21 protein-coding genes and 1 riboswitch are annotated in these 22511 nt (G+C 37.5%); of the genes, 8 read left to right on the top strand and 13 right to left on the bottom strand.

Annotated features, from left to right (window positions below; translation table 11 throughout):
• Positions 1-330: 330 nt before the first annotated feature.
• The 4 genes from MMB68_RS14380 to MMB68_RS14365 all read right to left on the bottom strand — a co-directional run bounded on the left by MMB68_RS14380 (position 331) and on the right by MMB68_RS14365 (position 7747).
• On the bottom strand, positions 331-1146 hold the full coding sequence (locus MMB68_RS14380) for a TerC family protein (RefSeq protein ID WP_013082199.1): 816 nt from the start codon (positions 1144-1146) through the stop codon (positions 331-333).
• Between the two features lie 95 nt (positions 1147-1241).
• Positions 1242-1337, bottom strand: a riboswitch (yybP-ykoY riboswitch).
• Between the two features lie 76 nt (positions 1338-1413).
• Positions 1414-4437, bottom strand: coding sequence for a PAS domain S-box protein (locus MMB68_RS14375; protein ID WP_260506581.1), 3024 nt, complete (start codon positions 4435-4437; stop codon positions 1414-1416).
• A 159-nt stretch (positions 4438-4596) separates the two neighbouring features.
• On the bottom strand, positions 4597-5340 hold the full coding sequence (locus MMB68_RS14370) for a LytR/AlgR family response regulator transcription factor (RefSeq protein ID WP_264408983.1): 744 nt from the start codon (positions 5338-5340) through the stop codon (positions 4597-4599).
• Positions 5341-6091: 751 nt separating this feature from the next.
• On the bottom strand, positions 6092-7747 hold the full coding sequence (locus MMB68_RS14365; protein WP_277549126.1) for an alkaline phosphatase: 1656 nt from the start codon (positions 7745-7747) through the stop codon (positions 6092-6094).
• 202 nt (positions 7748-7949) lie between these two features.
• Here MMB68_RS14365 and MMB68_RS14360 point away from each other — a divergent pair, with 202 nt between their 5' ends.
• The 3 genes from MMB68_RS14360 to MMB68_RS14350 are packed head-to-tail and all read left to right on the top strand — an operon-like array spanning position 7950 to position 11707.
• Positions 7950-9470, top strand: coding sequence for a spore germination protein (locus MMB68_RS14360; protein ID WP_221782324.1), 1521 nt, complete (start codon positions 7950-7952; stop codon positions 9468-9470).
• 14 nt (positions 9471-9484) lie between these two features.
• On the top strand, positions 9485-10570 hold the full coding sequence (locus tag MMB68_RS14355) for a Ger(x)C family spore germination protein (RefSeq protein WP_221782323.1): 1086 nt from the start codon (positions 9485-9487) through the stop codon (positions 10568-10570).
• 12 nt (positions 10571-10582) lie between these two features.
• Positions 10583-11707, top strand: a complete 1125-nt coding sequence (locus MMB68_RS14350; RefSeq protein WP_221782321.1) for a GerAB/ArcD/ProY family transporter — start codon at positions 10583-10585, stop codon at positions 11705-11707.
• A gap of 25 nt (positions 11708-11732) precedes the next feature.
• Here MMB68_RS14350 and msrA read toward each other — a convergent pair whose 3' ends face one another.
• The 7 genes from msrA to MMB68_RS14315 all read right to left on the bottom strand — a co-directional run bounded on the left by msrA (position 11733) and on the right by MMB68_RS14315 (position 16835).
• Positions 11733-12695, bottom strand: coding sequence for a peptide-methionine (S)-S-oxide reductase MsrA (gene msrA / locus MMB68_RS14345; protein WP_269871751.1), 963 nt, complete (start codon positions 12693-12695; stop codon positions 11733-11735).
• Between the two features lie 156 nt (positions 12696-12851).
• Positions 12852-13280 carry a MarR family winged helix-turn-helix transcriptional regulator gene (locus tag MMB68_RS14340; protein ID WP_221782318.1) on the bottom strand — a complete coding sequence of 143 codons (429 nt, stop codon included), beginning with the start codon at positions 13278-13280 and terminating at the stop codon, positions 12852-12854.
• A 202-nt stretch (positions 13281-13482) separates the two neighbouring features.
• Entirely contained in the window at positions 13483-13983 is a 501-nt protein-coding gene (locus MMB68_RS14335) for a MerR family transcriptional regulator (protein WP_028407862.1), read from the bottom strand.
• Between the two features lie 130 nt (positions 13984-14113).
• Positions 14114-14569, bottom strand: a complete 456-nt coding sequence (locus MMB68_RS14330) for a hypothetical protein (protein WP_277549125.1) — start codon at positions 14567-14569, stop codon at positions 14114-14116.
• Between the two features lie 66 nt (positions 14570-14635).
• Positions 14636-14815: a hypothetical protein gene (locus MMB68_RS14325; protein WP_221782316.1), complete on the bottom strand. Its 180-nt coding sequence runs from the start codon at positions 14813-14815 to the stop codon at positions 14636-14638.
• A gap of 114 nt (positions 14816-14929) precedes the next feature.
• On the bottom strand, positions 14930-16096 hold the full coding sequence (locus MMB68_RS14320) for an ABC transporter permease (protein WP_277549124.1): 1167 nt from the start codon (positions 16094-16096) through the stop codon (positions 14930-14932).
• Position 16097: 1 nt separating this feature from the next.
• Complete coding sequence (locus MMB68_RS14315) at positions 16098-16835, bottom strand: ABC transporter ATP-binding protein (RefSeq protein ID WP_098333623.1); 738 nt, start codon at positions 16833-16835, stop codon at positions 16098-16100.
• 175 nt (positions 16836-17010) lie between these two features.
• Here MMB68_RS14315 and MMB68_RS14310 point away from each other — a divergent pair, with 175 nt between their 5' ends.
• The 3 genes from MMB68_RS14310 (at position 17011) to MMB68_RS14300 (ending at position 20197) form a co-directional block, all read left to right on the top strand.
• Positions 17011-17709, top strand: a complete 699-nt coding sequence (locus MMB68_RS14310) for a LytR/AlgR family response regulator transcription factor (RefSeq protein ID WP_016763353.1) — start codon at positions 17011-17013, stop codon at positions 17707-17709.
• Between the two features lie 17 nt (positions 17710-17726).
• The gene (locus MMB68_RS14305; RefSeq protein ID WP_221782312.1) at positions 17727-18677 is read left to right on the top strand and encodes a sensor histidine kinase; all 951 of its coding nucleotides are present in this window, start codon (positions 17727-17729) and stop codon (positions 18675-18677) included.
• Positions 18678-18895: 218 nt separating this feature from the next.
• Positions 18896-20197, top strand: coding sequence for an NCS2 family permease (locus MMB68_RS14300; protein WP_014461116.1), 1302 nt, complete (start codon positions 18896-18898; stop codon positions 20195-20197).
• Positions 20198-20228: 31 nt separating this feature from the next.
• On the opposite strand, the gene MMB68_RS14295 is transcribed toward MMB68_RS14300, so the two are convergent.
• Positions 20229-20423: a hypothetical protein gene (locus MMB68_RS14295; RefSeq protein WP_013082184.1), complete on the bottom strand. Its 195-nt coding sequence runs from the start codon at positions 20421-20423 to the stop codon at positions 20229-20231.
• A gap of 174 nt (positions 20424-20597) precedes the next feature.
• On the opposite strand from MMB68_RS14295, the gene MMB68_RS14290 reads away from it, so the two are divergent.
• Both MMB68_RS14290 and MMB68_RS14285 read left to right on the top strand, forming a co-directional pair.
• Positions 20598-21767 carry an MFS transporter gene (locus MMB68_RS14290; RefSeq protein ID WP_277549123.1) on the top strand — a complete coding sequence of 390 codons (1170 nt, stop codon included), beginning with the start codon at positions 20598-20600 and terminating at the stop codon, positions 21765-21767.
• Between the two features lie 94 nt (positions 21768-21861).
• Complete coding sequence (locus MMB68_RS14285) at positions 21862-22122, top strand: hypothetical protein (protein ID WP_221782390.1); 261 nt, start codon at positions 21862-21864, stop codon at positions 22120-22122.
• Here MMB68_RS14285 and MMB68_RS14280 read toward each other — a convergent pair.
• Positions 22049-22510, bottom strand: coding sequence for a GNAT family N-acetyltransferase (locus MMB68_RS14280; protein WP_221782308.1), 462 nt, complete (start codon positions 22508-22510; stop codon positions 22049-22051). The genes MMB68_RS14285 and MMB68_RS14280 overlap by 74 nt on opposite strands.
• Between the last annotated feature and the right edge of the window lies 1 nt (position 22511).

The following is a 22511-nucleotide window of genomic DNA, read 5'->3' as shown; positions in this document are numbered from 1 at the left end:
AGTTGCTTTATACCATGTTAATATCGAACAGGGTTGAGAAGCGCTCTGCTCCTTTTAATTTCCCTTTATTATAACCCATAATAGCTCAATTTTACCAATTAACATACATTTGAAATATATGTTTATAAACTGAAATAAACTTCATTGAACTGAATTACTCACGGCTGCTTCTGTTCTCTACAGAATATGAACGAAAAAGCAAAACATTCGGATATACAGTAATTAAACAGCAGTTAGTTCTTTTACCCTTTATCTAAACAATCTAAACTAGGTATTTTGTCTCAATATAGAAAATGCGCCTTCAATTAGCATTGAAGGCGCGTTTTTTTGTTATTGATTTTCAATTTTTTTTAACGATTCTTTTTCTTTCTCTGAGCCTTCAAGATCAGTTTGTTCTTTGTTTTTAGATAGAAACCACCCTGAAGCTGCTATGCCAAGTAACACAATCCAAAACGTAATTTTCCACACTTTTGATTCAGGGAAATGTTCATTAATAATACCTAATTCCGGATGAGCAAGGGTATACACCGCTAACTTAACTCCTACCCAGCCTACAATAGCAAAAGCCGCCGTTTCTAGACCTGGGCGCGTATTTAATAGCTTCACGAACCAAGTTGCAGCAAAACGCATAATGATTAATCCCATAATTCCTCCGGCGAAGATCACCAAGAATTGTCCGCCATCGAGTCCGCCAATTTGAGGAAGATTTGTTGTTGGCAATGTAACGGCGAGAGCCACAGCAGCCAAAATTGAATCAACGGCAAAAGCAATGTCTGCTATTTCTACTTTTAAAACCGTCATCCAGAAACTTGAGCCCTTTTTCCCGTCTGCTTCTTTCACTTTTTCATGATCGTCTTTTTTCACATATCGCTTCACAATATGATTAATGGAAATGAACAATAAGTAAATGGCTCCTATAGCTTGAAGCTGCCATACGTCGACTAAAAATGAAATCAAGAACAACGAACCAAATCTAAAAATAAAGGCACCGGCTAGTCCGTAAAATAATGCCTTCTTGCGTTTTTCTTCCGGTAAATGTTTGACCATAATAGCCATCACAAGAGCATTATCCGCCGCCAAAATTCCTTCTAATGCAACCAGCACTAGCAATACCCATCCATACTCTAACAAAAGCGATGCATCCATAAAAATCCCCTCTCGTTTCTTGTATAAGTTTATTTATCCTCATTACAGGAATAAAACACAAAAAGACCTTTGCCAAATATGGCAAAGGTCTTGCTAAGCATAATCATTATGCCAACAAAGCCGATGGAATACTCCATGTAATGACGACTTTGTTTCAGGTTTCCCTGACGCTACTCCCCTTTACTCCTTAAGAAGTAAATGTATTAAGTTGTTTTTATTTTACAAAGAGTCCACTAATAAGTCAATTAAAAGCCCTCTAAACTTTTGTTAAGCTTTTGTTAAGCGTTTTAATACATTCAAAAACGTTGCAATATGAATAGGCTTTGTTACGTATTCACTAAAACCGACTAAAAAAGCTTGATCGATATCGCTTTGCATTGCGCTTGCACTCAGGGCGACTCGCGGAATATGCTTCAATTCTTTTTCCAGCTGCAGCTGTGTGCATACCTCAAAACCATTCATATCAGGCAGATCAATATCAATTAAGATTATATCCGGTGAAATGGACCTGATTAGCCCGATGCCGTTTTCTCCTGTTTTGGCAACTAAGAGCTTAACGTTTCTATATGGAGAAAGAATCGATTGCATAAGCTCAATATTTGTATCGTTATCCTCAATATATACAATTGATGTCGGCATGGAAAAACCTAAAAACGGCTCGGCTTCTCCTTCATCGGATAATCTTTTAGGAACAGGTGGATGTACTAAGGGAAAACGAACCCAAAATGTACTGCCTTTTCCTTCTTCACTTCGCACTCCGCACGTACCATTCATTAATACAACAAGCTGCTTTACCAGCGCCAATCCAATTCCTGTTCCGTCTTTTTCTAGTCTATTTACACGGTAGAAAGGTTCAAAAATCCGATTTAATTCTGAAGCTGGAATTCCAAAGCCCTTATCTTCAATCGATATAGTTACGTGATGCTGAGTGATGTCGGTATAGATAGTGATATCGCGATAAGCGGGCGAATATTTAATGGCGTTTGTAAGCAGATTTAATAAGATCTGCTGAAACCGAAGTTCATCTACTTCAACAAAGACTTCTTGGTATGCGTGAAAGCGAGTATAAAGGATACTATGCTTATCTTTTGCTAATGGTTTCATAATTTTAAGCGCGTCTTCAATCGCCTCTTTTACCGACACCGGTTCAAGATTAATCGCTAAGTGACCTGATTCAATTTTCGATAAATCAAGCGTTTCATTTATTAAATAAAGAAGATGATTACCTGCTTTTAAAATTTTTCGTATACGATTCAATTGTTTTTCTGTTAAATCTTTTTCCCCTTGTTCTTCCAATATCTGTGCATAACCTAAAATACTGTTTAAAGGCGTACGAAGCTCATGACTTACTTTTGATAAAAATTCAGACTTGGCTTGATTTGCCTTTTCGGCTTCTTCTTTTGCTATAATCATTTGCTGATTGGAATGAAGCAGGTCTTGTTCTTGTTCCTGCTGCTTTGTAATATCATAAAATGTGACAACTACGCCTTTATAATATTTGCTTTCTTGAAGAGGTTCAGCATTCACCGAAAGCCAAGTCAACTTTTTCTCATTTAAATAAATGCCCATCACTGTATTTCGCACAGGCTCTTTTGTATGAAGACAGCGGACAGATGGAATATCTTCGAGTGCAAAAGCTGTGCCATCAGGATGAATAATTTCCCAGTCTAAACCAAACGGGTTAACCGATAACATTTGGTCATAAGGTACGTTTAGAATCTTAGCAGCGTATGCATTGGCAGCAATTAAGTTACCTTCAAGGTCATGAAACACCACCCCTTCTGACATTGTAGAAAGAACGGATCGATACATGCTTTCACTTTTAGCCAGCTTTTCTCTTGCTTCGTGAAGATCTGTAATATCTACTATAGAACCAATGACTTCTTTTACTTCTCCTTTGGAAATATGAGGTATTAACTTCGTATAATAAGCAAAGTCGTTCAAAAGTACTTCATACGACACTTTCTCTCCCGCCCATGCTTTCTCATAGTATCTCTTATTTTCTTTTGCGTAGGATTCAGGTAAAAATTCTTCAAGTGTTTTACCGACAACATCTATTTCCTCATATCCCATTTCACGAATCATTTTGCCTTCGCACATGGTATGAATATACCCTTTATCGTTTTTCACAAATTTAAAAATAGCGCCATCTTGCTGTGAAAGCGTGCGTTTTAAATCTTCTTGTAAATCCATAAGCTGCTGTTGCGCCTTTTTTCGGTCTGTAACATCTTTGGCGATGACGTAACTGCCTTTAAGTTGACCATGAACAATAATAGGCATTTGCGTTACTTCAACGTATACAGGCTGATTATCTTTGCGAATGAGCGTTGCCTCATAATAAACAGAGTCTCCGCTCAGGGATTTCCACATATATTCTTCAGCTTTTCCAGCTTCTCTGAACATATAAGGAAACGGAATTTTCTCCATTTGATGCAACGTGTATCCTGTTAGTTCTATTCCTTTTGGATTAATCGTTTGAATATTACCGTACAAATCAACCGCACACACAATATTGGGATTGTAGTTAAAAAGAGATTGATAATACTCTTCTTTTAATTGACTTTCCCTCACTTCTTCCTGACGCTTAAAAGCAGCAACGAGCAGGAAGACAATGAGTAGCGTAATCGTGATGCTTGCAATAATGTTGGAAAATGGCGCTTGATACGGCAGCCACTGGCCCCACCTTCTAGCAACTGAATGTGTAATATGCAGCTTCATTCCATACATACTGATGAAATGCATAACTGAAATTCCAATACCTAGCAAAATAGAGCTAACAAGTTTAAGAAACGGATTAGCTTTCACGCTTTTCGAACGAAAAAACAAGTGCATCGCATAAAATGCAACGACCAGGGCGATGATGACGGAAAGCAAAACAGATAGCACTGCATAATGAATGCGTGCTTCTGTTTCGATTGCTGCCATTGCAATATAATGTGTACCCAGAATACTGCTTCCTAAAATAAGCCCTGACCATACCGACGTGCGCCATTTCCAGAATGTCCAAAACGCAACTAGTGACCCGCTAATTGCTATCATTAAAGCAAGGATAGAAAGTACAGCATCAAAATGAAAGCTAACAGGAACATAATAAGCAAGCATAGCAATATAATGCATCGCCCCCACTCCAAGCCCCATTGAAGCCGCTGACAGTGTAAGCCACAAATAATTGTTCCGCTGTTTTTTCATCATTTTGCTCATAATATCAAGTGCTGTATAAGAGGCAAGAATCCCTACAATGACAGCAAGAAATACGGTAAATTCATTATAGTGACCAGTAATTGAAATCATTTTCTTTCCTTTCAATTCAACGTTACTTCTTCTATCTAACTCTTCTCATAAGAACTATATTACTATTGTTTGTTCCGAAAGCAGACACATGAAATAGACGAAACTTACATAAGCTTCGTCCTTTCATCAACATAACTATTTTAGAAGCAGCAGCATCTCTTAATTCGTCATTAACTGATGCAGCTGTTTTTGAACGTCTTGGATTTTTAATTTTGAGATATGAGCATATTCATCAATTTCTAAGAAATAAACAAGATATGTTTCGTTTTTTGGTGTGATGTGCGAAACTTTCTGTAAATTCACGATATAAGACCGGTGTGTTTGACTAAATACAGAAGGGTTCAAATACATATAGATATCACTAATATTTTCATATGTCTCATAGACACGTGATTGAGTATAAATTAAGCATTTTTTTCCGGATTTCTCGATAAAAATAATTTGATCAATTGGAATGTAATAAGTAGAACCATTAAATTTTACAGGCAGTCTTTTTAATTGCTCACCTGGCTTTTTTGACTGATTTTTATCAATTCCAATGGAGTTTTTTGCCCGCTCTAACGCCATATAAAGCCTGGTTTTTTCAATCGGTTTTACAATGTAATCCAGTGCTGACAACTCAAATGCCTTCACCGCAAATTCATCATAACCGGTGATAAAAATGAAGTTTAAATTCGGCTTAATGCGCAGGCACTTTTTTATGGCATCTACACCGTTAATCGTAGGCATATTAATGTCTACGAGCACAAGGTCTGGACTCTTAGCCATCACTTCCTGTACAAGCTGCTCTCCGTCTTTGCAGATGCTAATCACTTCAAATTCCGGAAGCTGTTCTATAAAATAATCTAAAATTTCAACCGAATCTTCGTTATCATCGGCAATAATTAAGTTAATTTTGTTCATCCTGACTCCCCCTAGGATACAATGTTAAAGTATAGTACGAACTATTGCCCATTCTGTTTTATGCATGTCTACACATCGTTATAGTGTTTTTATGTTGAGATGAATGATCTACACGGACGCTAATCGTTAATGAACACACAACGATTGTTCATGGGGAATATTGCAATAATTGTAGGTTTTCTAGAAGAAGACATAAAAACCGTTTATCTATTATCATTTATTTTCCTAACAATGATTTAATACCCTTTTTATAATCTGTAAATCAGCATGCCAAAATCTTTATTTAACATTTTCGATAAAGGCGACACGCTCTTTTCAATCATTTTGTTTTCTCTTACTATTAAAACATGTTCTACGCTCTTTCACCCATACTTTTGTTAATTTTTTTACTTTTTATTCAAGGTAATTACTTACATATTGTCCTTAATAACCATGACTTTGTGATTTCACCCAAAAGAATTTATGTATTTTTTATTCATTTTATTATAAAAATTCTAGCATATAAAGGTATGAACTTACATATGTATTCCGAACTAGTTCCTTTTAAAACTATGATTATTATACCATTTCATAGTATAAATCACATATAGTTAAACGTGAAGACTTTCCATTCCTTTAAGTGTTCAAAGCTATTTATTTGTAAAATAAATCAATTCATTCTTCTATAAAGGCTACATAACTTAATTAACTATCTATTATTTGTAAAAAAACAGGCCTAAAATTATGACGCGGCCTGTTTTGCATTCATTTCTTATTTTTCATTTTTTACAATTTGCTGTGCTTGTTTTGATACAAAGAAGCGATTCTTTTTATCCTGTACCACCACGCTGTCCATTTGAATTTCTCTTCCATTTACAATAGCAATATTTTTATTTACTGGAAAACGCACCGTTCGCTTATTGTTTGTAACAACCAGCACAGGGTTGTTTTTGTCTTTTGAGTCAACCGCTACCTTTGAGCCTTCAAAAGCTTTATTTGCTTCAATAAATAATTCATTTGTTAACTCATTTAAGTTAATATTCATTGATTTAGCCATATGTTTGGCAATATCCGTATTATCAAAGTGCCCCGTTGGTCGATTTACGCCGTATGAATACAGAAATACATCCTCACCCGTATGACCGCCCGTTGTGAATCCAAGGTTTGCTCGGTTGGCTAATAACTTCGATAGTGCAGCACTGATTTCTTTTTTATCTCTTGCTTTAGTCAGCTGCGCTTTTTCCTCTGAAGTTAGATTTGATAAACCATACAAAGCAGCTACTTCTTCTTTATTTGATAAATCTTCTTTTAATTTAGACGTGGCACCTTCTAACGTCATTTTTGCTTTTTTTAATGGATCAATATAAGCAGAAACAGGTGTAGTATCGTATCCTTTTGTTGTATTTGCATTACCGATTGAAAGACCGCTGTTTCCGTGATCGGCAATCGCAATAACCATCGTATTTCCATCTTTTTTAGCGAACTCTACTGCCTTGCCCACTGCTTCATCAAACGCTAATACATCGCTAATCATTCCTACTGGATCATTCGCATGAGCTGCCCAATCCGTTTTGCTGCCTTCAACAAATAAGAAAAAACCGTCTTTATCTTTTGACAACGTCGTTATTGCTTTATTTGTCATCTCGGACAACTTTGGCTGTTCTGCTTTTGTCTGCAGGCGGTCCATATCATACGCCAAGTCTCGGTCGGCGAAGCTCCCCCAGATTTTTTTGGCGCGTGACTGTTCTAATTCCTTTTTATTTTCTACAAAGTCATATCCTCTTTTATTCAATACATTGACTAAGTTTTCACCGTCTTTCCGGCTTTTTTCTTCTTTTCCCGGAAGAAGAGATTGCTTACCTCCTCCAAGCACTACATCAATGTTTTGATACACTTGCTGCTCCGCTAGCGTTTGAAAATCATCACGATTATAGTTGTGAGCTGAAAAACCAGCTGGCGTGGCATGCTGGATTTCAGAAGTAGCCACAATTCCTGTCGCGCGCCCTGAAAGCTTTGCTCCTTCTAGAACGTTTGCTACCGGACGAAATTGATCCTCTTTTTCTACTGGTTTAACCCCAGGCGTGTTCACTACCGAAGGCAGCACACCTACATAACCTGAATTTGATTTATTTCCTGTCGCTAAAGCAGTAGCTGCCGGAGCGGAATCTGTAATAGCAGATTCTGCCGAATACGCACGTACTCCCCCGGCCATCAGCTGATCCATATGTAACGGTTTTCCCTTGTACCATCTTGCGAGTGTAGTAGCATTTGAACTCGTCCCATCCATTACCATCATAATGACATTTTGAGGTTTCTTAGCTGACTTATGCTCCACTTTTGCTTCCGTTTGAATAAGGGAGTTTCCTACACCAAACGAGGCCAATGCTACTGCTCCTGCCAGTGTAATACCTGCTAATTTTTTTCTCATATAAATGTACCCGCTCCTTTATTTAATTGTCTTCGACATGTCTAAAGTTACCATTCAAACGTAAATCCACTGTTTACCCGCTGTAAAAGAGTGTAAAGTTTGTCTTTATATTCTTCCTTTCTTCTTGAGAAAAAATAGTCGAATAAAAAGGAAGTACATGAACAAACTACCAGTAATAGAAAGTCATGCGAGGGGCACGGTTATGTTTAAACATTTATTTAAAAAAAAGAATGCAGACGATCAGCCCAAAAAAACATTGGATGAACTGATTAAACAATTTAAAAAATCAAGTGATTTTACAACATTAGCCATTGGTTCGCAGCATCGAAAGTACATCATTACTTATTTTAAGCAGCTCGTAAACATGCAAAGTGTTGAAGATAAAATACTCGAGCCTTTTCAAAAACTAGACTTCACGTTAAGCAGTATATATGAAGTTGAAAATGTTCTGCCGATTGAAGATATTTCAGTCACAAAAGATACAAAAGAAATTTTAGAAAAGATGCTGCGCGGCTATGTGATGTTTCAATTACATAAAGACGATAAGCTAGTAGCGCTTATTAAAGTTCAAAGCTTTGATACAGGGTTTCGAAAAGAAAATGAAACGGAAAATGAGTTCAGCGTCGTTGGTCCTAAAATTGGTTTTGTAGAGGATTTAGATGTCAATCTCTATTTAATGAGAAAAACGGTCATTTCCGAAAACCTTATTTTTAAAGAACTCACCGTAGGAAATAAATCGAAAACGCGCGTGGTGCTTGTTTACTTAGAAGGCGTAACGAACCCTCAGCACGTGGACACCATGACCCAACGCCTTAAAGATATAGATTTCGACGTCATTTTTGATAGCACAATGCTTGATCAATTAATTTCCGATAATTCTTCTACGGCGTTTCCGCTTTTCTTAACAACAGAGCGGATTGACCGAGTCTTGTTTAGTCTGTTAAACGGGCAAGCTGCCTTCTTTTCAAGCGGTTCACCCTACGCAGTTACGGGACCGTCAACGCTGCTTGACTTCTTTATTTCACCTGAAGACTACTATTTACCATGGGTTCTAGGATCGTTTTTCCGCGTTATTCGTATTTTAGGCGTCTTTTTCTCTATTTTTGCTACTCCTCTTTATGTAGCCATTGTTACTTATCATTATGAGATGCTTCCAAAAGATTTGCTGGGTCCTATTATCTTTTCAAGGACCAATGTTCCTTTTCCACCCGTCATCGAAGTACTTTTTTTAGAAATAACCATTGAACTGCTTCGCGAAGCCGGAGCCAGACTTCCAACAAAAGTAGGTCAAACTCTGGGAATCGTAGGCGGGATTGTTATTGGGCAAGCAACAGTCGAAGCGGCGTTAACAAGCAATATTTTGCTTATTATTGTTTCACTGACAGCTTTAGCTTCTTTTACAACGCCTATTTTTAAAATGTCTAATACCATCCGGCTGCTACGTTTTCCGTTTATTTTGTTTGCCACTGCGTTCGGTTTAGTCGGCATCACCTTTGGTTTTTGTTTCTTACTGGTTCATTTGCTTCGTTTAAAGTCTTTGGGCATGCCTTATCTTGTTCCGCTTTTTCCGTTTCGTCCAACAGAGTATAGGGATACCTTTCTGCGATTGCCCTATAGTCATACGGCAAAGCGTCCAAGCTACTTGCGTCCTTTAGAACGCTTTCGCTATAACCCTAATAAAGCGAATAAGACTAAACGAAAAAGTAATTTAGATAATGAGTAAAGCGGGGAAACGTCATGAAGAGAATACTTATTTTATGCACTTGCCTTACTTTCTTAACGAGCTGTGCAGACCGTGAAACAATTGACGAAATTCAAGTAGTTAACTCCATAGGATATGATTATATTCCTCAAAGCAATAAAGTGAGAGGAACCATTTTATACCCTATCTATAAGTACGGGCCAACGGAAGAACCCAGTATTATTGCGGCTACTGCTAATTCATCATTTGATATTCCACTTCGTTTAAACAATAAATCATCTCTTCCGGTCGCTTTTGGGCAGCTGAGGAGCATCGTCATGGGAAAAGAATTTGCAACACATGGCGTGGATGAATTAGTAAATACAATTGCTAGAAATCCAGACCTTGGACGTAATATTAAATTAAGCATTGCAGACGGCAACGCACATGAATTATTGAGCTCCGTTACAAAAAAGAAAATTAAAGACTATCAGTTTATTTCTAATTTGATTGAACAAAATATCCGAACAGAAAATTTGCCTAACACTAATTTACAAATTTTTTTATTCAGTTTTTTTAGCGACGACCGGGACCCGTATCTTCCTGTTTTAGCACAAGAAAAAGATGCTATTAAATTAAAGGGACTGGCGCTTTTCAAAAAACAAAAAGTCGTTACAACTATCGGAATGAAAGAAACATTTTTATTTAAGCTGCTAACAAGCGGAACAAAGCACGGCCGCTACTCAGTGAAAGTTAAAGAAAGTGACCGCGAAGGCGAAATCATTCTACAAAACTTGCGCACCAAAACAAAGTATGAAATTAAAGGAAATCATCAACACCCAAGTATTATTGCGCACTTAACTATCGATGGCCTTGTAAAAGAGTTTCCTGGATGGATAAATTTAACAGACTCGTCTAGTATTAAAATGGTTGAAAAAACGCTTCAAAAACATATTGAAAAAGATGGGGATGCCTTTATTAAGAAACTTCAGCGGCACAAAATCGACCCCATTTGTTTTACAGATTATGTTCGAAGTAAAACACGCGGGTTTAACAGTGAAAAATTCAAAGCGCAATATCCGGATATGAATATTGAAGTAAAAGCTCGCGTTCATCTTATTCAAACCGGTATTAGCAACTAGGAGGAAGAAAAGATGCATAATACAATTAAAGAAGAAAATCAAGTTTCCCCTTCTTTTCTTTTTTTCTTAGTGCATTCTACGCAAATTGGCGTTGGGATCCTAGGATTTCAGCGTTATATTATTAAAGGAGCTGGATATGAAGCTTGGATATCCATCTTTCTTGCTGCGATCAGCGTCTGTATTTTATTAGCGATGATTTTTAATATCTTAACTCGCGAAAACAGCGATATTGTCGATATTCACCGGTTATACTTTGGGAAATACCTTGGAGGAGCTTTAACTCTTGCGGCATCGGCTTATTATTTTATCTTTGCGTTAACCATTTACCGGACGTACGTAGAAATTTTACAAATATGGATGTTTCCACAGCTGGAAACATGGATTGTATCACTTGTTTACTTACCTATTATTTACTATACAGTTTCCGGTGGGTTTCGTGTGATCACTGGGATTGCTTTTTTTGGGGTCGTGCTTCCCTTACCGCTCGTATTTGCATTGATTTACCCATTAAAATATGGGCACCTTAATAATTTATTTCCTTTGTTTGACCACACGATATGGGAATTTTTAATTTCAACTAAAATGATGACTTTTGAGAATTTAGGATTTGAAGCCGTGCTTTTTTTCTATCCTTTTATAAAAAATGGCGCTACTAGTCAGAAGTGGGGGCAACTTGGCGTTTTGTTCAGCACTTTTTTATACTTGTGCACAGCATTAGTTTCATTTGCCTACTTTAGTCAAGGACAGTTAATGCATACGATCTGGCCAACTTTAACGATGGCCAAAATTATTGAAATTCCATTTTTACAGCGTTTTGAATATATTTTAATTTCTCTGTGGCTTTTAGTCGTTCTTCCTACAATTGCTGTCAGCGTATGGTGTACAATTCGTGGATTTAGTAAAACATTTAATAAGCCGCCTACGATTTTTCTCATATTAGCTCTTATTGCCCTTCTTGGTTTTTCTATTTTCTTTGATGATCGGGAAACCATCGATCAGCTTAATACACGTTTATCCATGACCGGCTTTTATTTTATTTATGGCTACATTCCTTTCCTTTTTCTCTATAGCCTCATTCGAGCCAAAATAAAACAAAAGAAAACACAAAAAGAAGAGCGTGAGCCAACTTTAAGTTGAATCACTCTCTTCTTTTCATACTACCTTATTTGTTAAATAAAACAGCGTATTCCCCGTATCCTTCTTTTTCTAAATCTTCTTTGGGAACAAAGCGAAGAGCTGCTGAGTTGATGCAGTAGCGCAAGCCGCCTGCATCTTGGGGACCATCATCAAATAAATGGCCTAAATGAGAGTTAGCCGTTTTACTTCGTACTTCTGTACGAACCATATTATGACTAACGTCCATATTTTCTTTTACTTCATCTTTATTAATCACTTTTGTGAAAGATGGCCATCCGCATCCGGCATCATATTTATCAGTTGAACTAAACAATGGCTCTCCTGATACAACATCTACATAAATTCCCTCTTCTGTATGATCCCAAAATTCATTGCGAAACGGAGGTTCCGTTGCATCATTTTGAGTCACTTCATACTGAATAGGCGTTAATGTCGTTTTCAGCTTCTCATCGCGTCCAAAGTCTTTCCAGTTTTCTTTAATGAAACGATCACGTCCAGACCCGCGTCGATACATAGCATAGCGGAATTTATTTTTCTTATAGTAACCTTGATGGTATTCTTCCGCTTCATAAAACGGTTTTGCCGGTAGAATTTGTGTAGCAATCGGCTCAGAAAAACGACCGCTTGCTTCTAATTGCTGCTTCGATTCTTCAGCTAGTGTCTTTTGGTGTTCATTGTGATAAAAGATAGCTGTTCGATATGAATCGCCTCGATCCGCAAATTGTCCGCCTGCATCCGTTGGATCAATTTGAGGCCAGTATAGTTCTAAAAGCTTTTCATATGGAAAAACCTCTGAATCAAATGTAATTTGGACCGCTTCATAGTGGCCCGTGGTTTCTGAGCATACTTCTTTGTACGTCGGGTTCTCTTTGTGACCGCCTGTATAGCCAGATACAACTTTTATAATGCCTGGCTGTTCATCAAAGGGCTTCACCATACACCAAAAACAGCCGCCCGCAAAAGTTGCTACTTCATATTGTTCTGTCAAAAAGATGACCTCCTTCATGTGTTCTTTCTATTATTATTATACGCTGATTTTATGTTCTCACCAACTAACTTGCCTTTTATACTCTTTGCGTTTTAAAACAAAAAAATAATCAGTGAAGCTCATATTCACTGATTATTCTTCCGTATTTAAAGCGCTTTATTTTTGATGGCCTTTAATTTTGTGAAACAGCTGATTCATCGTTTCAATTTCTTTATCTGTAAAGTGCTCAAAACGCTCAAGGAAATAGGCTCGTTTCTTCTCTTGAATAGCATTAAAAATATCCTGTCCTTCCTTGGTCAGTTCAATATCAATAATACGCCGATCGTTTTCAGACCGTTTGCGTGCAATGTAGCCTTTTGATAAAAGCAAGTCGGTTACCGCCGTAATGTGGCTTGCTGACACTTGAAGATACTTGGATAAATCAGTTGATCGCTGTCTACCTGAATCAACCAGCATACGAAGCACCATAAATTCATTTGTTGATAGCTCTGAATTGTATACTTCATTAATTTCTTGGCGAAGCTGTCTGAACACAAAGCGAAACAGCGTCTCCATTTCTTGAACGAGCTCTTCTCTTTTTTTCACTTGTCACTCTCCTTAACGCTATCGCATGATAACGAATATGTATTTACGAAAGTATTTCACTTTCTTAACTTAATTAGTTTTATCAAATTACTAAGCGTTTCGTCAACTATTATTGAGATTTTTTTCCACAATTCTGTACGAATTGATGTATTTTTCATAAAATTCCATAAAAAAAGCGATTTACCGTTATGGTAAATCGCTGCTAGTAGCTAAAAATACCGGTTAAAAAGCTTCTCCATCTCGGAACAGGCTTTTTACCTTTTAAGCTGTCTTCACTTTTTAACTGACTTTCAAGTTCCACTACTCGATTTTCTAATTTCGTAATAACTTTATTTAATCGATCGATTTCTGAACGATGCTCTAAAATTTGAAACGTCACTACTTCTCCCGCTTTTTCTTCTGTACGCTTTTCATTTTCAATCAGCCTTAAAAAAAGCTGATCAAGCTGCTTTTGCATGTCTTGTGCACGTTCATCAGATATAACGACCTCCTCTTTTTCTACTACTTTTTCTACCACTTTGACGACGGCTTGACGATTGCGGTTTTTTTGAAAGTTTCTAAGTGCTTCAATATTTTCTTCTGTAAACTCACAGTGTCCCGATTCATTTCTCTCTAGCTCGATATCCGCCATTTTGACCCACTTTAATACCGTACTTGGATGTATTCCCAGCGCTTTTGCCACATCTACCGTTTTCATCGTCATGTTCCATCCCTCCATTTTTTTCATTTACTAGCCATTTCGAGAGAAATTTTCAAATCCCTTCATACGTGACAAAACTAGTATGAATTCGTCAAAGAAAGTGGACGTTCAACAAATGAAGAAAATGATGTCATTATTGCTTAGAAAAACTCGTACAATCCTTCTGCAAAATAACAAAATTCGTGCTGTGAAATCCCCTTGCCATATCCCTTAAAAAAAGACGCGCGCTCTTTACCTGTAAAGATTCCGTCTTCAAAGCGCACAGCAAGCGCCATATCACATAACGAGCATCTCCGCAGCTTCCTCCGCTCCAGTCAATAACAGCTGTTAGAACGAATTTGTAAGCACTCGGGCTTTGAAAGTCCGCCAGTGCCCGTATATTTTTTAATACATAATATTCCTTATATAACCATTTTCTGTACTTTTCCCTTTTTGCTCTCTTTAAAACATATCTCCCTTTAGCCGTATGAAGGCTATCAACATCTGAGGTACACCCTTGCTTTGGAAACGTCACTTTTTCCATTTGCTTTACATATTTTTTTATTGAATAAAGAATTTCTTCTATTATAATAGGATGCAGCTGTCTCACTCTCATTTCTTTCTACATTCTCTTTTGATTGCTCTTTCCCTACAAAAAGGATAAGACATAACGAAATCACTTTAATCTAGAAACAAACAAATGTGGTAAATGAGCTGTTATGAAGCGCTTGTTACGCCGCTGTTGGTTTCCGTGCAAGACTTCGCTTTCCGCGGAGCCTCCTCGTCGCTTCCGCTCCTGCGGGGTCTCACCTGTTCCGCTTTTCCAGCAGGAGTCTCCGTCTTTCCCTCCAATCAACAGCTAGAAGCAAATAACTATTTACTTGAAACCTACGTTCACCATTCTAATAAAAAAATCCGAACGATTACTCGTTCGGCTCTTTCTTCAACTAAACTACTTTTGCCCAATCTCTTACCCTTTACCAAGCACCCAACGGCTTTTGTTAAACATTGTATAACCAATCGTAAATAAAGCAATAATACAAACCGACAAGCTTCCTGCTGTATACGCAAGACTCTGCATGTCATAGACACCATAGAGAAGCTGTTTCATAAGTGCAAATACGTTATAAATAGGAATTAAAAAGGCATTGGACTGCAGCTCGTTTACGGATTTTCCCATCAGTAAAAAGCATGGCAGTATCGCTACTGTAACAATTTGCGATGTATAGCTTTGCGCTTCTTTAACGGAACTTGCTAAGAGACTAAAGATACAAAGAATTAGCCCTGCTAATAAGGCAAACAAAGTGATAGCCACTAGTAATGAAGCGCTAAAAGCAATGAGATGATTATTTAGGTTCAAGGCATCATTTAACGTCACGGTAAAGTAGCGTACAAAAAGCACAAATGAAATAGTAGAAAGCACTCCGCTTAAGACTCCAAATGTAGAAATAGTGAACCACTTTCCTATTAGTATATGTAGTCTTTTAATAGGAGCCATGAGTAGAGCTTCCATCGTTTTTCGCTCTTTTTCTCCTGCGAAAATATCATTAGCGGAAGGTACAATACCTCCTAACACCCCTATAGCAATAATCATAGGAGCATAAATTGCCACCATACTTAATGAACTATTATCTTTATTTGAAAGGCTTTGTTCCTTGACATAGAAGGGCTGAATCGTTTGATCATTAATATTTAATTGTGTTAAACGTTCTTTTATAATACCGTCCCTCTGTTTATTTAATATAGCTGTAACGTACTCTGTTGTACGTGAAGATTCCACGCTATCTGGACTTGTATAAATGATTACGTCCGGCGATTGCATATGGAGAATTTTATCAGAAAATTTCTTATCAACTTTTAAAGCTACTGATGCTTTGCCTTTTTCTACTGTTTGAAGTGGATCTTCGCTTTCCACAACTTGAAGGTTTCTATCTTCCTTTAACCATTCCACTACACTTGTATCTGAGCCTTTCTCAACAGCTATGGACATACCATCAGGTTGATTACTAGACATCATTCTATCTACAAAAAACAGCATCCCTACATTTAACAAAATCGGAATCAACACACTAAAAATAATCGTTTTGCGATCTCGTAAACAATCAATTAACTCTTTTTTATAAATGTGCCAAATCATATTAAGCCCCCCTCACGATACGCGACATAAAGATGTAGTTTAAGTCTGTGCTTTCTTCTTCTTTATACAGCTGTTCATTTGTTCCTTGATAAATCATTTTTCCTTTATGAATCATGATGATAGACTGACACAGCATCTCCACTTCTTCCATAATGTGACTGGAAAAAATAATCGTTTTCCCTTCTCTTTGCAGACTTTTAATAAGCTCACGAAACATGTTTGCTGATGTAATGTCTAATCCTGTAGTCGGCTCATCAAACAGGATAACGTCCGGGTTATGAAGAATAGTGCGTGCAATGGCTACTTTTTGACGCATTCCTTTTGAAAAGCCTCCGACGCGGCGATCCAAGTAGTCTTTCATTCCAAAACGTTTGGCCAGTTCCTCAATCCTTATCTTTGTTTCATGTTTGCTCATGCCATAAAACTTAGCAAAATAAGCCAAGTTTTCACGAGCGGTCAAACGGTCGTATAAACCTGTTTCACCGCCAAAAAGCACGCCAATTCTTTGTTTTATTTTATCAGGCTGTTTATGAATGTTAATTCCGTGAATGAACATATTACCTTCCGATGGTTCAAGTACAGTCGACAGCATACGTAAAAGAGTTGTTTTCCCCGCTCCATTTTCACCTAATAGTCCTACAATTTCTCCTTGTGCGATGGTTACATGAATATCTTGAACAGCTGCAATTGTTTGCTTTTTCTCTTTAAAATATTTTGTAACACCTTTGATTTCAATCATATCCGCTCTCCCCTTTTACTGTGATTGACTATATCTTAGCTTTTTTTTTATACAGCATCTTCCATCTTGTCATAAAGAGGGTTTTTTATGTCGCGAAACGTCCTTTCCATCTTGTAAATCATGGTAAAATAGTGTGGTAATATCCAATAGAATGAAACAAAGAGGGTTTTTATTTATGAAGGTAGGATTAGTGGACGATCATTCATATGATTTAGAAAAATTGAGGATTTCTTTAGAAAGAGAAGATGATATAGACATACTTTTTTCGACTAGCAGCGCGGAGGAAGCTTATAACGAAATTAAAAAAAATGAAATTGATTTATTAATTACAGATATTGAAATGCCAAAGCTATCAGGTTATGAGCTTGCAGACTTTATCAATGCTTACGCACTTGATATTCAAGTCATCTTTGTCACTGGGCACAGCGGCTTTGCCGTTCATGCATTTGAACTCAACGTTTTAGACTACATTATGAAGCCTTATTCTAAAGAGCGTCTGTTAAAAGGCATTCAGCGTTTTCATCAAAAAAAACAATCAACTGACACAAGAGATAAGCTTATTTTAAAACAAAAAACCGAAATGCAAGTGCTGAACAAACAAGATATTATATTTGCAGAACGAACGGGTCGTTCTACCACAATCATAACGACAAATGGAGAATTTAGTACCTATCAATCATTAAACGAAATTGAAAAAGAATTAACAGCGAGTCATTTTCTAAGGTCGCATCGAGCTTTTATTATCAACATTTCCTATATTCAAAATTTCTCCCTGTATACTAAGCACTCCTACTCAGTGATGTTTCAAAGCACCGAAAAAACAGCTTTAATCACGAAAACAAATTTAGACATCTTGCAAAAAGAATACTTTTAAAGGAGGGACTATCTAAAATGAAACTATTTTACACACTAGTTTTACTAACTGCTTTCGTGCTCCTCTTTTTTAAAGACCTGCCTGTTAGTTTACATCTCCTACTTAGTTTTTTTATAATTGGTTCATTTTTTATATGGAGAAAAAAATATCAAACGGCTCCTTTAATAACTATAAAAAAAGCAATCGTACTGACGTCTTTTTTTCTGCTTTTATTTAGCCTATCTTCACCTTTTAGTGTTAGCCTAACCGTTATCGCAATGATTAGTTACATGACCGACATGTTTTCTTCTTATCAACAATACATATTCGTAACTAACCGGGAAAGCAGTGCTTCACGTGAAATTCAAAAGAGCAATGAGCTTTTTCAAGCGTTAAGAGCTGAAAGACATGATTTTATTAAACATGTCAGTGCCGTATCCTATCTTCTAGAAACAAACCAAAGACAGCAGGCACAAGAGTACATTCAAGATTACGTTGAAGCTTTGAATGATACCCATTCATATATTCAAGGTGAACATTCGCACGTTGCTTCTGTTGTACATCAAAGCAAGAATCAAGCACATACGTGGGGAATACATATGAATGTTCAATTAGATTCACCGTTATCACAGCTGCCTTTAAAGCACCTTGACCAAATGAATCTCATCATGAATTTAATGCATAATGCTTTAGAAGCCGCTCATTCTTCTGAGAAAAAAGAGATAACCGTTTCGAGTATGATTCGAAGTGGCATTTACATTTTAGAAGTCAGCAATTCTACCGCTCCTTTATCACGAGAGCGTCAAGATCACTTGTTTACTTCTTTTCATGTTACGGAAAAGAAAGAACGCCACGAAGGCCTTGGCACGTGGATCATTTCTGAACTTGTTTCCAACTACCACGGACGCTTGGAATATACGTACCACGATTTAACTCTTTCCATTAAAATAAAATTTCCGATAGTCGTTTCATCAAGACAAGCAACATAGCCGCTGCAGCCCAAGCGGCTTTTTTCGTATGAGCCTCTTCTATACGTACACACTATAAAAAGCACCGAAAAAAAGAAATATTTCACACTTGTTTTAGCTCTTTTATCGTCACTTTTTTAGTTTTTGATTTTTTATATGCAAATCTATTGCATTTCAAGTAAAAAACGAATATTATATATCATGTTGCTTTTAATGTTCGTTATTTTTGGAGGTTACTTATGTTTAAGTTAAAAGAATATAACACGGATGCTAAAACAGAGATTTTAGCTGGTATTACAACGTTTTTAACCATGATTTATATCGTCATTGTGAACCCAGTTATTTTGTCCAGCGCCGGCGTTCCTTTTGATCAAGTTTTTACAGCTACTATTATTTCAGCGGTCGTAGCTACGCTATGGATGGCTCTTGCAGCTAACTATCCAATCGCTATTGCTCCCGGTATGGGAATGAACGCATACTTTGCTGCTTTAGTTGTTGGTTCAAATGGAAGTATCGACTATGCTACTGCTTTTTCAGCTGTATTTGTAGCGGGTATTATCTTTATCATCCTATCGTTAACATCGTTTCGTGAAAAATTAATTGAAGCTATTCCAAGCAATTTAAAGCACGCGATTAGTGCTGGTATCGGTTTATTTATTGCTTTTATCGGGCTTCGTTCAGCCGGTATTATTGTTGCAAATAAATCAAATTTAATCGGACTTGGTGATTTGCAGTCTGAAAAAGTAGTGTTAACACTAATCGGACTTGCAATTACAATCATTTTATATACGCTAAATGTAAACGGCGCTCTATTCTTCGGTATGATTATTACGGGATTAATTGCTTTCTTTAGAGGACAGCTTTCATTTGATAAAGGTTTGTTTGCATCTCCTCACCTTCCAGACGGCTTAATGATTTCAAATCCTTTTGCTGCTTTTGGAGATGTTATTCATCATGATTTGTACACAGTTGTTTTTTCTTTCTTACTTGTTACGATTTTTGATACAACAGGTACAATGGTAGGAGTAGCTCAACAGGCCGGTCTTATGAAAGGTAATAAGATGCCTCGCGTCCGTCAAGCATTGCTTGCTGACTCATTTGGTACAACGATTGGCGCTTTATTTGGTACAAGCCCAACAACGGCTTACGTTGAATCTTCATCTGGTGTAGCAGCAGGCGGACGTACGGGTCTAACGGGTGTGACAGTAGCTATTTTATTTATTGTGGCAGCATTCTTTAGTCCAGTTGTAAGCTCGGTTTCTGGCGTAGCAGCTATTACTTCACCTGCATTAATTATTGTCGGAAGCTTGATGATGGGTGCTGTAGCTAAAATTAATTGGAATGACTTTGATGAAGCGTTCCCTGCCTTTTTAGTTGTTCTAGCGATGCCTCTTACATCAAGTATTGCAACAGGAATTGCGCTTGGCTTCATTTCTTATCCGTTAATGAAGCTGGTAAAAGGAAAAGGCAAACAAGTTCATCCGCTTGTGTATGTCTTTGCTGTTTTATTTCTCTATCAGCTCATCTTTTTACCGCATTAAAAAAGCTTGGAGATTCGTCTCCAAGCTTTTTTTATTGAAAGTGATTGTTATTTTCTTTTGTTTGATAAAGATAATTTTCCACATAGATTTGTTCTGCGTCAGAAGCATTCTTTATCCCTTCTTCTGGATCTAGCTCGATACTTCTCTTTTTAGCTATATAATCCACTAGTGCCCCAAATCCTAAAAGACCGCCTATGATCCCAGCAAATACAATCCATATCGGCAATTGCTTCACTCCCTTTTTTTAAAATTATATCATCATCAGCACAACAGGTAAATATTAACATATTTTCTTCACTTATAAATAAAACGCTTTTTACCAAATATACGCAAAAAACGTCTTTGTATTTGGTATACTAAACTCACGGCATGTTCTACAGAGAAAGGGGCTTAATTGCATATGAACAAACAGCTTGGAACGTTAATGTTTGTTATTTTTATGGTATTTGTAGGCTTTGGAGTGATCATCCCGATCGTACCTGAAGTTATTCGTGCCACGGGTGCAAGCACGGTCAATTTAGGAATACTAATGGCTAGCTATTCGATCGCATCTTTTATTACTGCACCTTTTTGGGGGAAGCTTTCCGATATAAAAGGCCGGCGTCCCATCTTACTTTGGGGCTTACTCGGCTTTAGCGCAAGCTTTTTTCTTTTTTCGGTGGCAGAAAACTCCCTGACTTTAATGTATACGTCACGCATCATCGGAGGTTTGTTTGCAGGAGCTGTTATTCCTTGTGCTTTTGCATACGCTTCTGATAGTACAGATGAAGAAAACCGCACGAAAGCAATGGGACTGTTAGGAATGTCGATTGGCTTAGGCTTTATTTTTGGACCGGCATTAGGCGGTGTCCTTTCATCTTTCGGCTTGTTTGTTCCCTTCGTTATCTCTGGTATCTTGTCACTGATTATGACAGCGTTCTCATTCTTTACGTTAAAAGAATCGTTACGAAAAGAATCTACTGATAAAGTACAGACATCGAGATGGCATGACTTCACGTCAGATTTCCAAGGAGCTATGAAGTATTTATATGTTCTTTCATTTTTAGCGACTTTTACGCTCGCTGGTTTAGAAGCTACTTTTCAATTTTTTCAAATAGCGAAAATTAATGCTACTCCTACGACAATCGGATGGATGTTTATGGCGAGCGGTTTAACTCAAGCGCTGATTCAAGGCGGTGTGCTGCAGCGATTTAAAAAAGGAAATGAAAAAAAGCTGATGGCCATTGGCTTATTGGTTTCAGCAATGGGATTTACGTCTATTTTGTTATCTTCCAGTGCCGTTAATGCTACCTTATTTTTGTGCATATTTACAGCAGGAAATGCCCTTATTCGTCCTTGTGTCCTCTCATTAATTACGATGAGAACCAAAGTAGGATATGGCTCTGCTTCGGGGCTAACCGCCTCAATGGATAGCTTAGGGCGTATTTTTGGCCCTCTGCTTGGTGCATTTGCCTTTAAACTCAATATGACGCTGCCTTTTATTATCGGAGCAGTTGTAACTCTAGCTGCTTTACTGTTGATTCAGCGCCATACAGCTCTAGATTATTCTGAACAAACACTCTCATCGTAGAGGCTGGAACAACATTATTTTAGTTGAAAGAAGATCCGAACGGTGAATCAAGATTCTTGATGGAGAATCCAACGCGTTCGGATTTTTCATTGTTATGAGTATTCTAGCTGTGTTGATTGAAAAGCAAGACGGAGACTCCTGCGGGATAAGCGGAATAGATGAGACCCCGCAGGAGCGGAAGCGACGAGGAGGCCCATCCCCGCCTCCGGAAAGCGAAGTCTTGCACGGAAATCAACAGCCGATTCCTACTAGCTCATGTGGCTTATTTGTTGGCCTTTGGATTAATTTAGCGATGTCTCAATCTTTTTCATCGTTACTAACACAAGATTATCAGCAGCTGCAGTACGTTTTATAATTGAAAACTGATGAGCTTCGTATAGCTTAATCGCAGGTATATTTTTTTCGGCTGTAGACACCATACATTCACATTCAGAATATCTTTGAAGTACATGTGTTAAAAGACGGCTTCCGATTCCTTTTCGAAAGTAACGAGGACGCACAACGAGGCGGCAAATCGTCAATCGCTCATTTTCTATTTCAAACGACAGCACGCCAGCTAGCTTACCTTCAATCATTTCTCCGATAAACACTTCCTTGCTTTTCATAATATCTTCTTTGCTTTCTGTAAGCTGAGGAATGTCTGAAAAACCAATAAGCCTTGCTTCTTCTTGATAAGCTTCTATTTGCACAGCTACTATTTGAAGAGCGATATCCACTCTTTGATGTTCGAGGATTTGAAGCATG

Source organism: Priestia sp. Y58 (genome assembly GCF_029522095.1).
Lineage (GTDB): Bacteria > Bacillota > Bacilli > Bacillales > Bacillaceae_H > Priestia > Priestia megaterium_E.
Note: the sequence above shows the minus strand (reverse complement) of the source record. Positions and strands in the feature narration are given on the sequence as shown.

Excerpts from the sequence above, each read along its gene's own strand:
- MMB68_RS14305 (WP_221782312.1), top strand. The coding sequence starts at position 17,727 with ATGAAACTATTTTACACACTAGTTTTACTAACTGCTTTCGTGCTCCTC.
- MMB68_RS14380 (WP_013082199.1), bottom strand. The coding sequence starts at position 1,146 with ATGGATGCATCGCTTTTGTTAGAGTATGGATGGGTATTGCTAGTGCTG.
- MMB68_RS14375 (WP_260506581.1), bottom strand. The coding sequence starts at position 4,437 with ATGATTTCAATTACTGGTCACTATAATGAATTTACCGTATTTCTTGCT.
- MMB68_RS14350 (WP_221782321.1), top strand. The coding sequence starts at position 10,583 with ATGCATAATACAATTAAAGAAGAAAATCAAGTTTCCCCTTCTTTTCTT.
- MMB68_RS14355 (WP_221782323.1), top strand. The coding sequence starts at position 9,485 with ATGAAGAGAATACTTATTTTATGCACTTGCCTTACTTTCTTAACGAGC.
- MMB68_RS14315 (WP_098333623.1), bottom strand. The coding sequence starts at position 16,835 with ATGATTGAAATCAAAGGTGTTACAAAATATTTTAAAGAGAAAAAGCAA.
- MMB68_RS14360 (WP_221782324.1), top strand. The coding sequence starts at position 7,950 with ATGTTTAAACATTTATTTAAAAAAAAGAATGCAGACGATCAGCCCAAA.
- MMB68_RS14285 (WP_221782390.1), top strand. The coding sequence starts at position 21,862 with ATGAGTATTCTAGCTGTGTTGATTGAAAAGCAAGACGGAGACTCCTGC.
- MMB68_RS14335 (WP_028407862.1), bottom strand. The coding sequence starts at position 13,983 with ATGACGATGAAAACGGTAGATGTGGCAAAAGCGCTGGGAATACATCCA.
- MMB68_RS14300 (WP_014461116.1), top strand. The coding sequence starts at position 18,896 with ATGTTTAAGTTAAAAGAATATAACACGGATGCTAAAACAGAGATTTTA.
- MMB68_RS14365 (WP_277549126.1), bottom strand. The coding sequence starts at position 7,747 with ATGAGAAAAAAATTAGCAGGTATTACACTGGCAGGAGCAGTAGCATTG.
- MMB68_RS14290 (WP_277549123.1), top strand. The coding sequence starts at position 20,598 with ATGAACAAACAGCTTGGAACGTTAATGTTTGTTATTTTTATGGTATTT.
- MMB68_RS14280 (WP_221782308.1), bottom strand. The coding sequence starts at position 22,510 with ATGCTTCAAATCCTCGAACATCAAAGAGTGGATATCGCTCTTCAAATA.
- MMB68_RS14320 (WP_277549124.1), bottom strand. The coding sequence starts at position 16,096 with ATGATTTGGCACATTTATAAAAAAGAGTTAATTGATTGTTTACGAGAT.
- MMB68_RS14310 (WP_016763353.1), top strand. The coding sequence starts at position 17,011 with ATGAAGGTAGGATTAGTGGACGATCATTCATATGATTTAGAAAAATTG.
- MMB68_RS14370 (WP_264408983.1), bottom strand. The coding sequence starts at position 5,340 with ATGAACAAAATTAACTTAATTATTGCCGATGATAACGAAGATTCGGTT.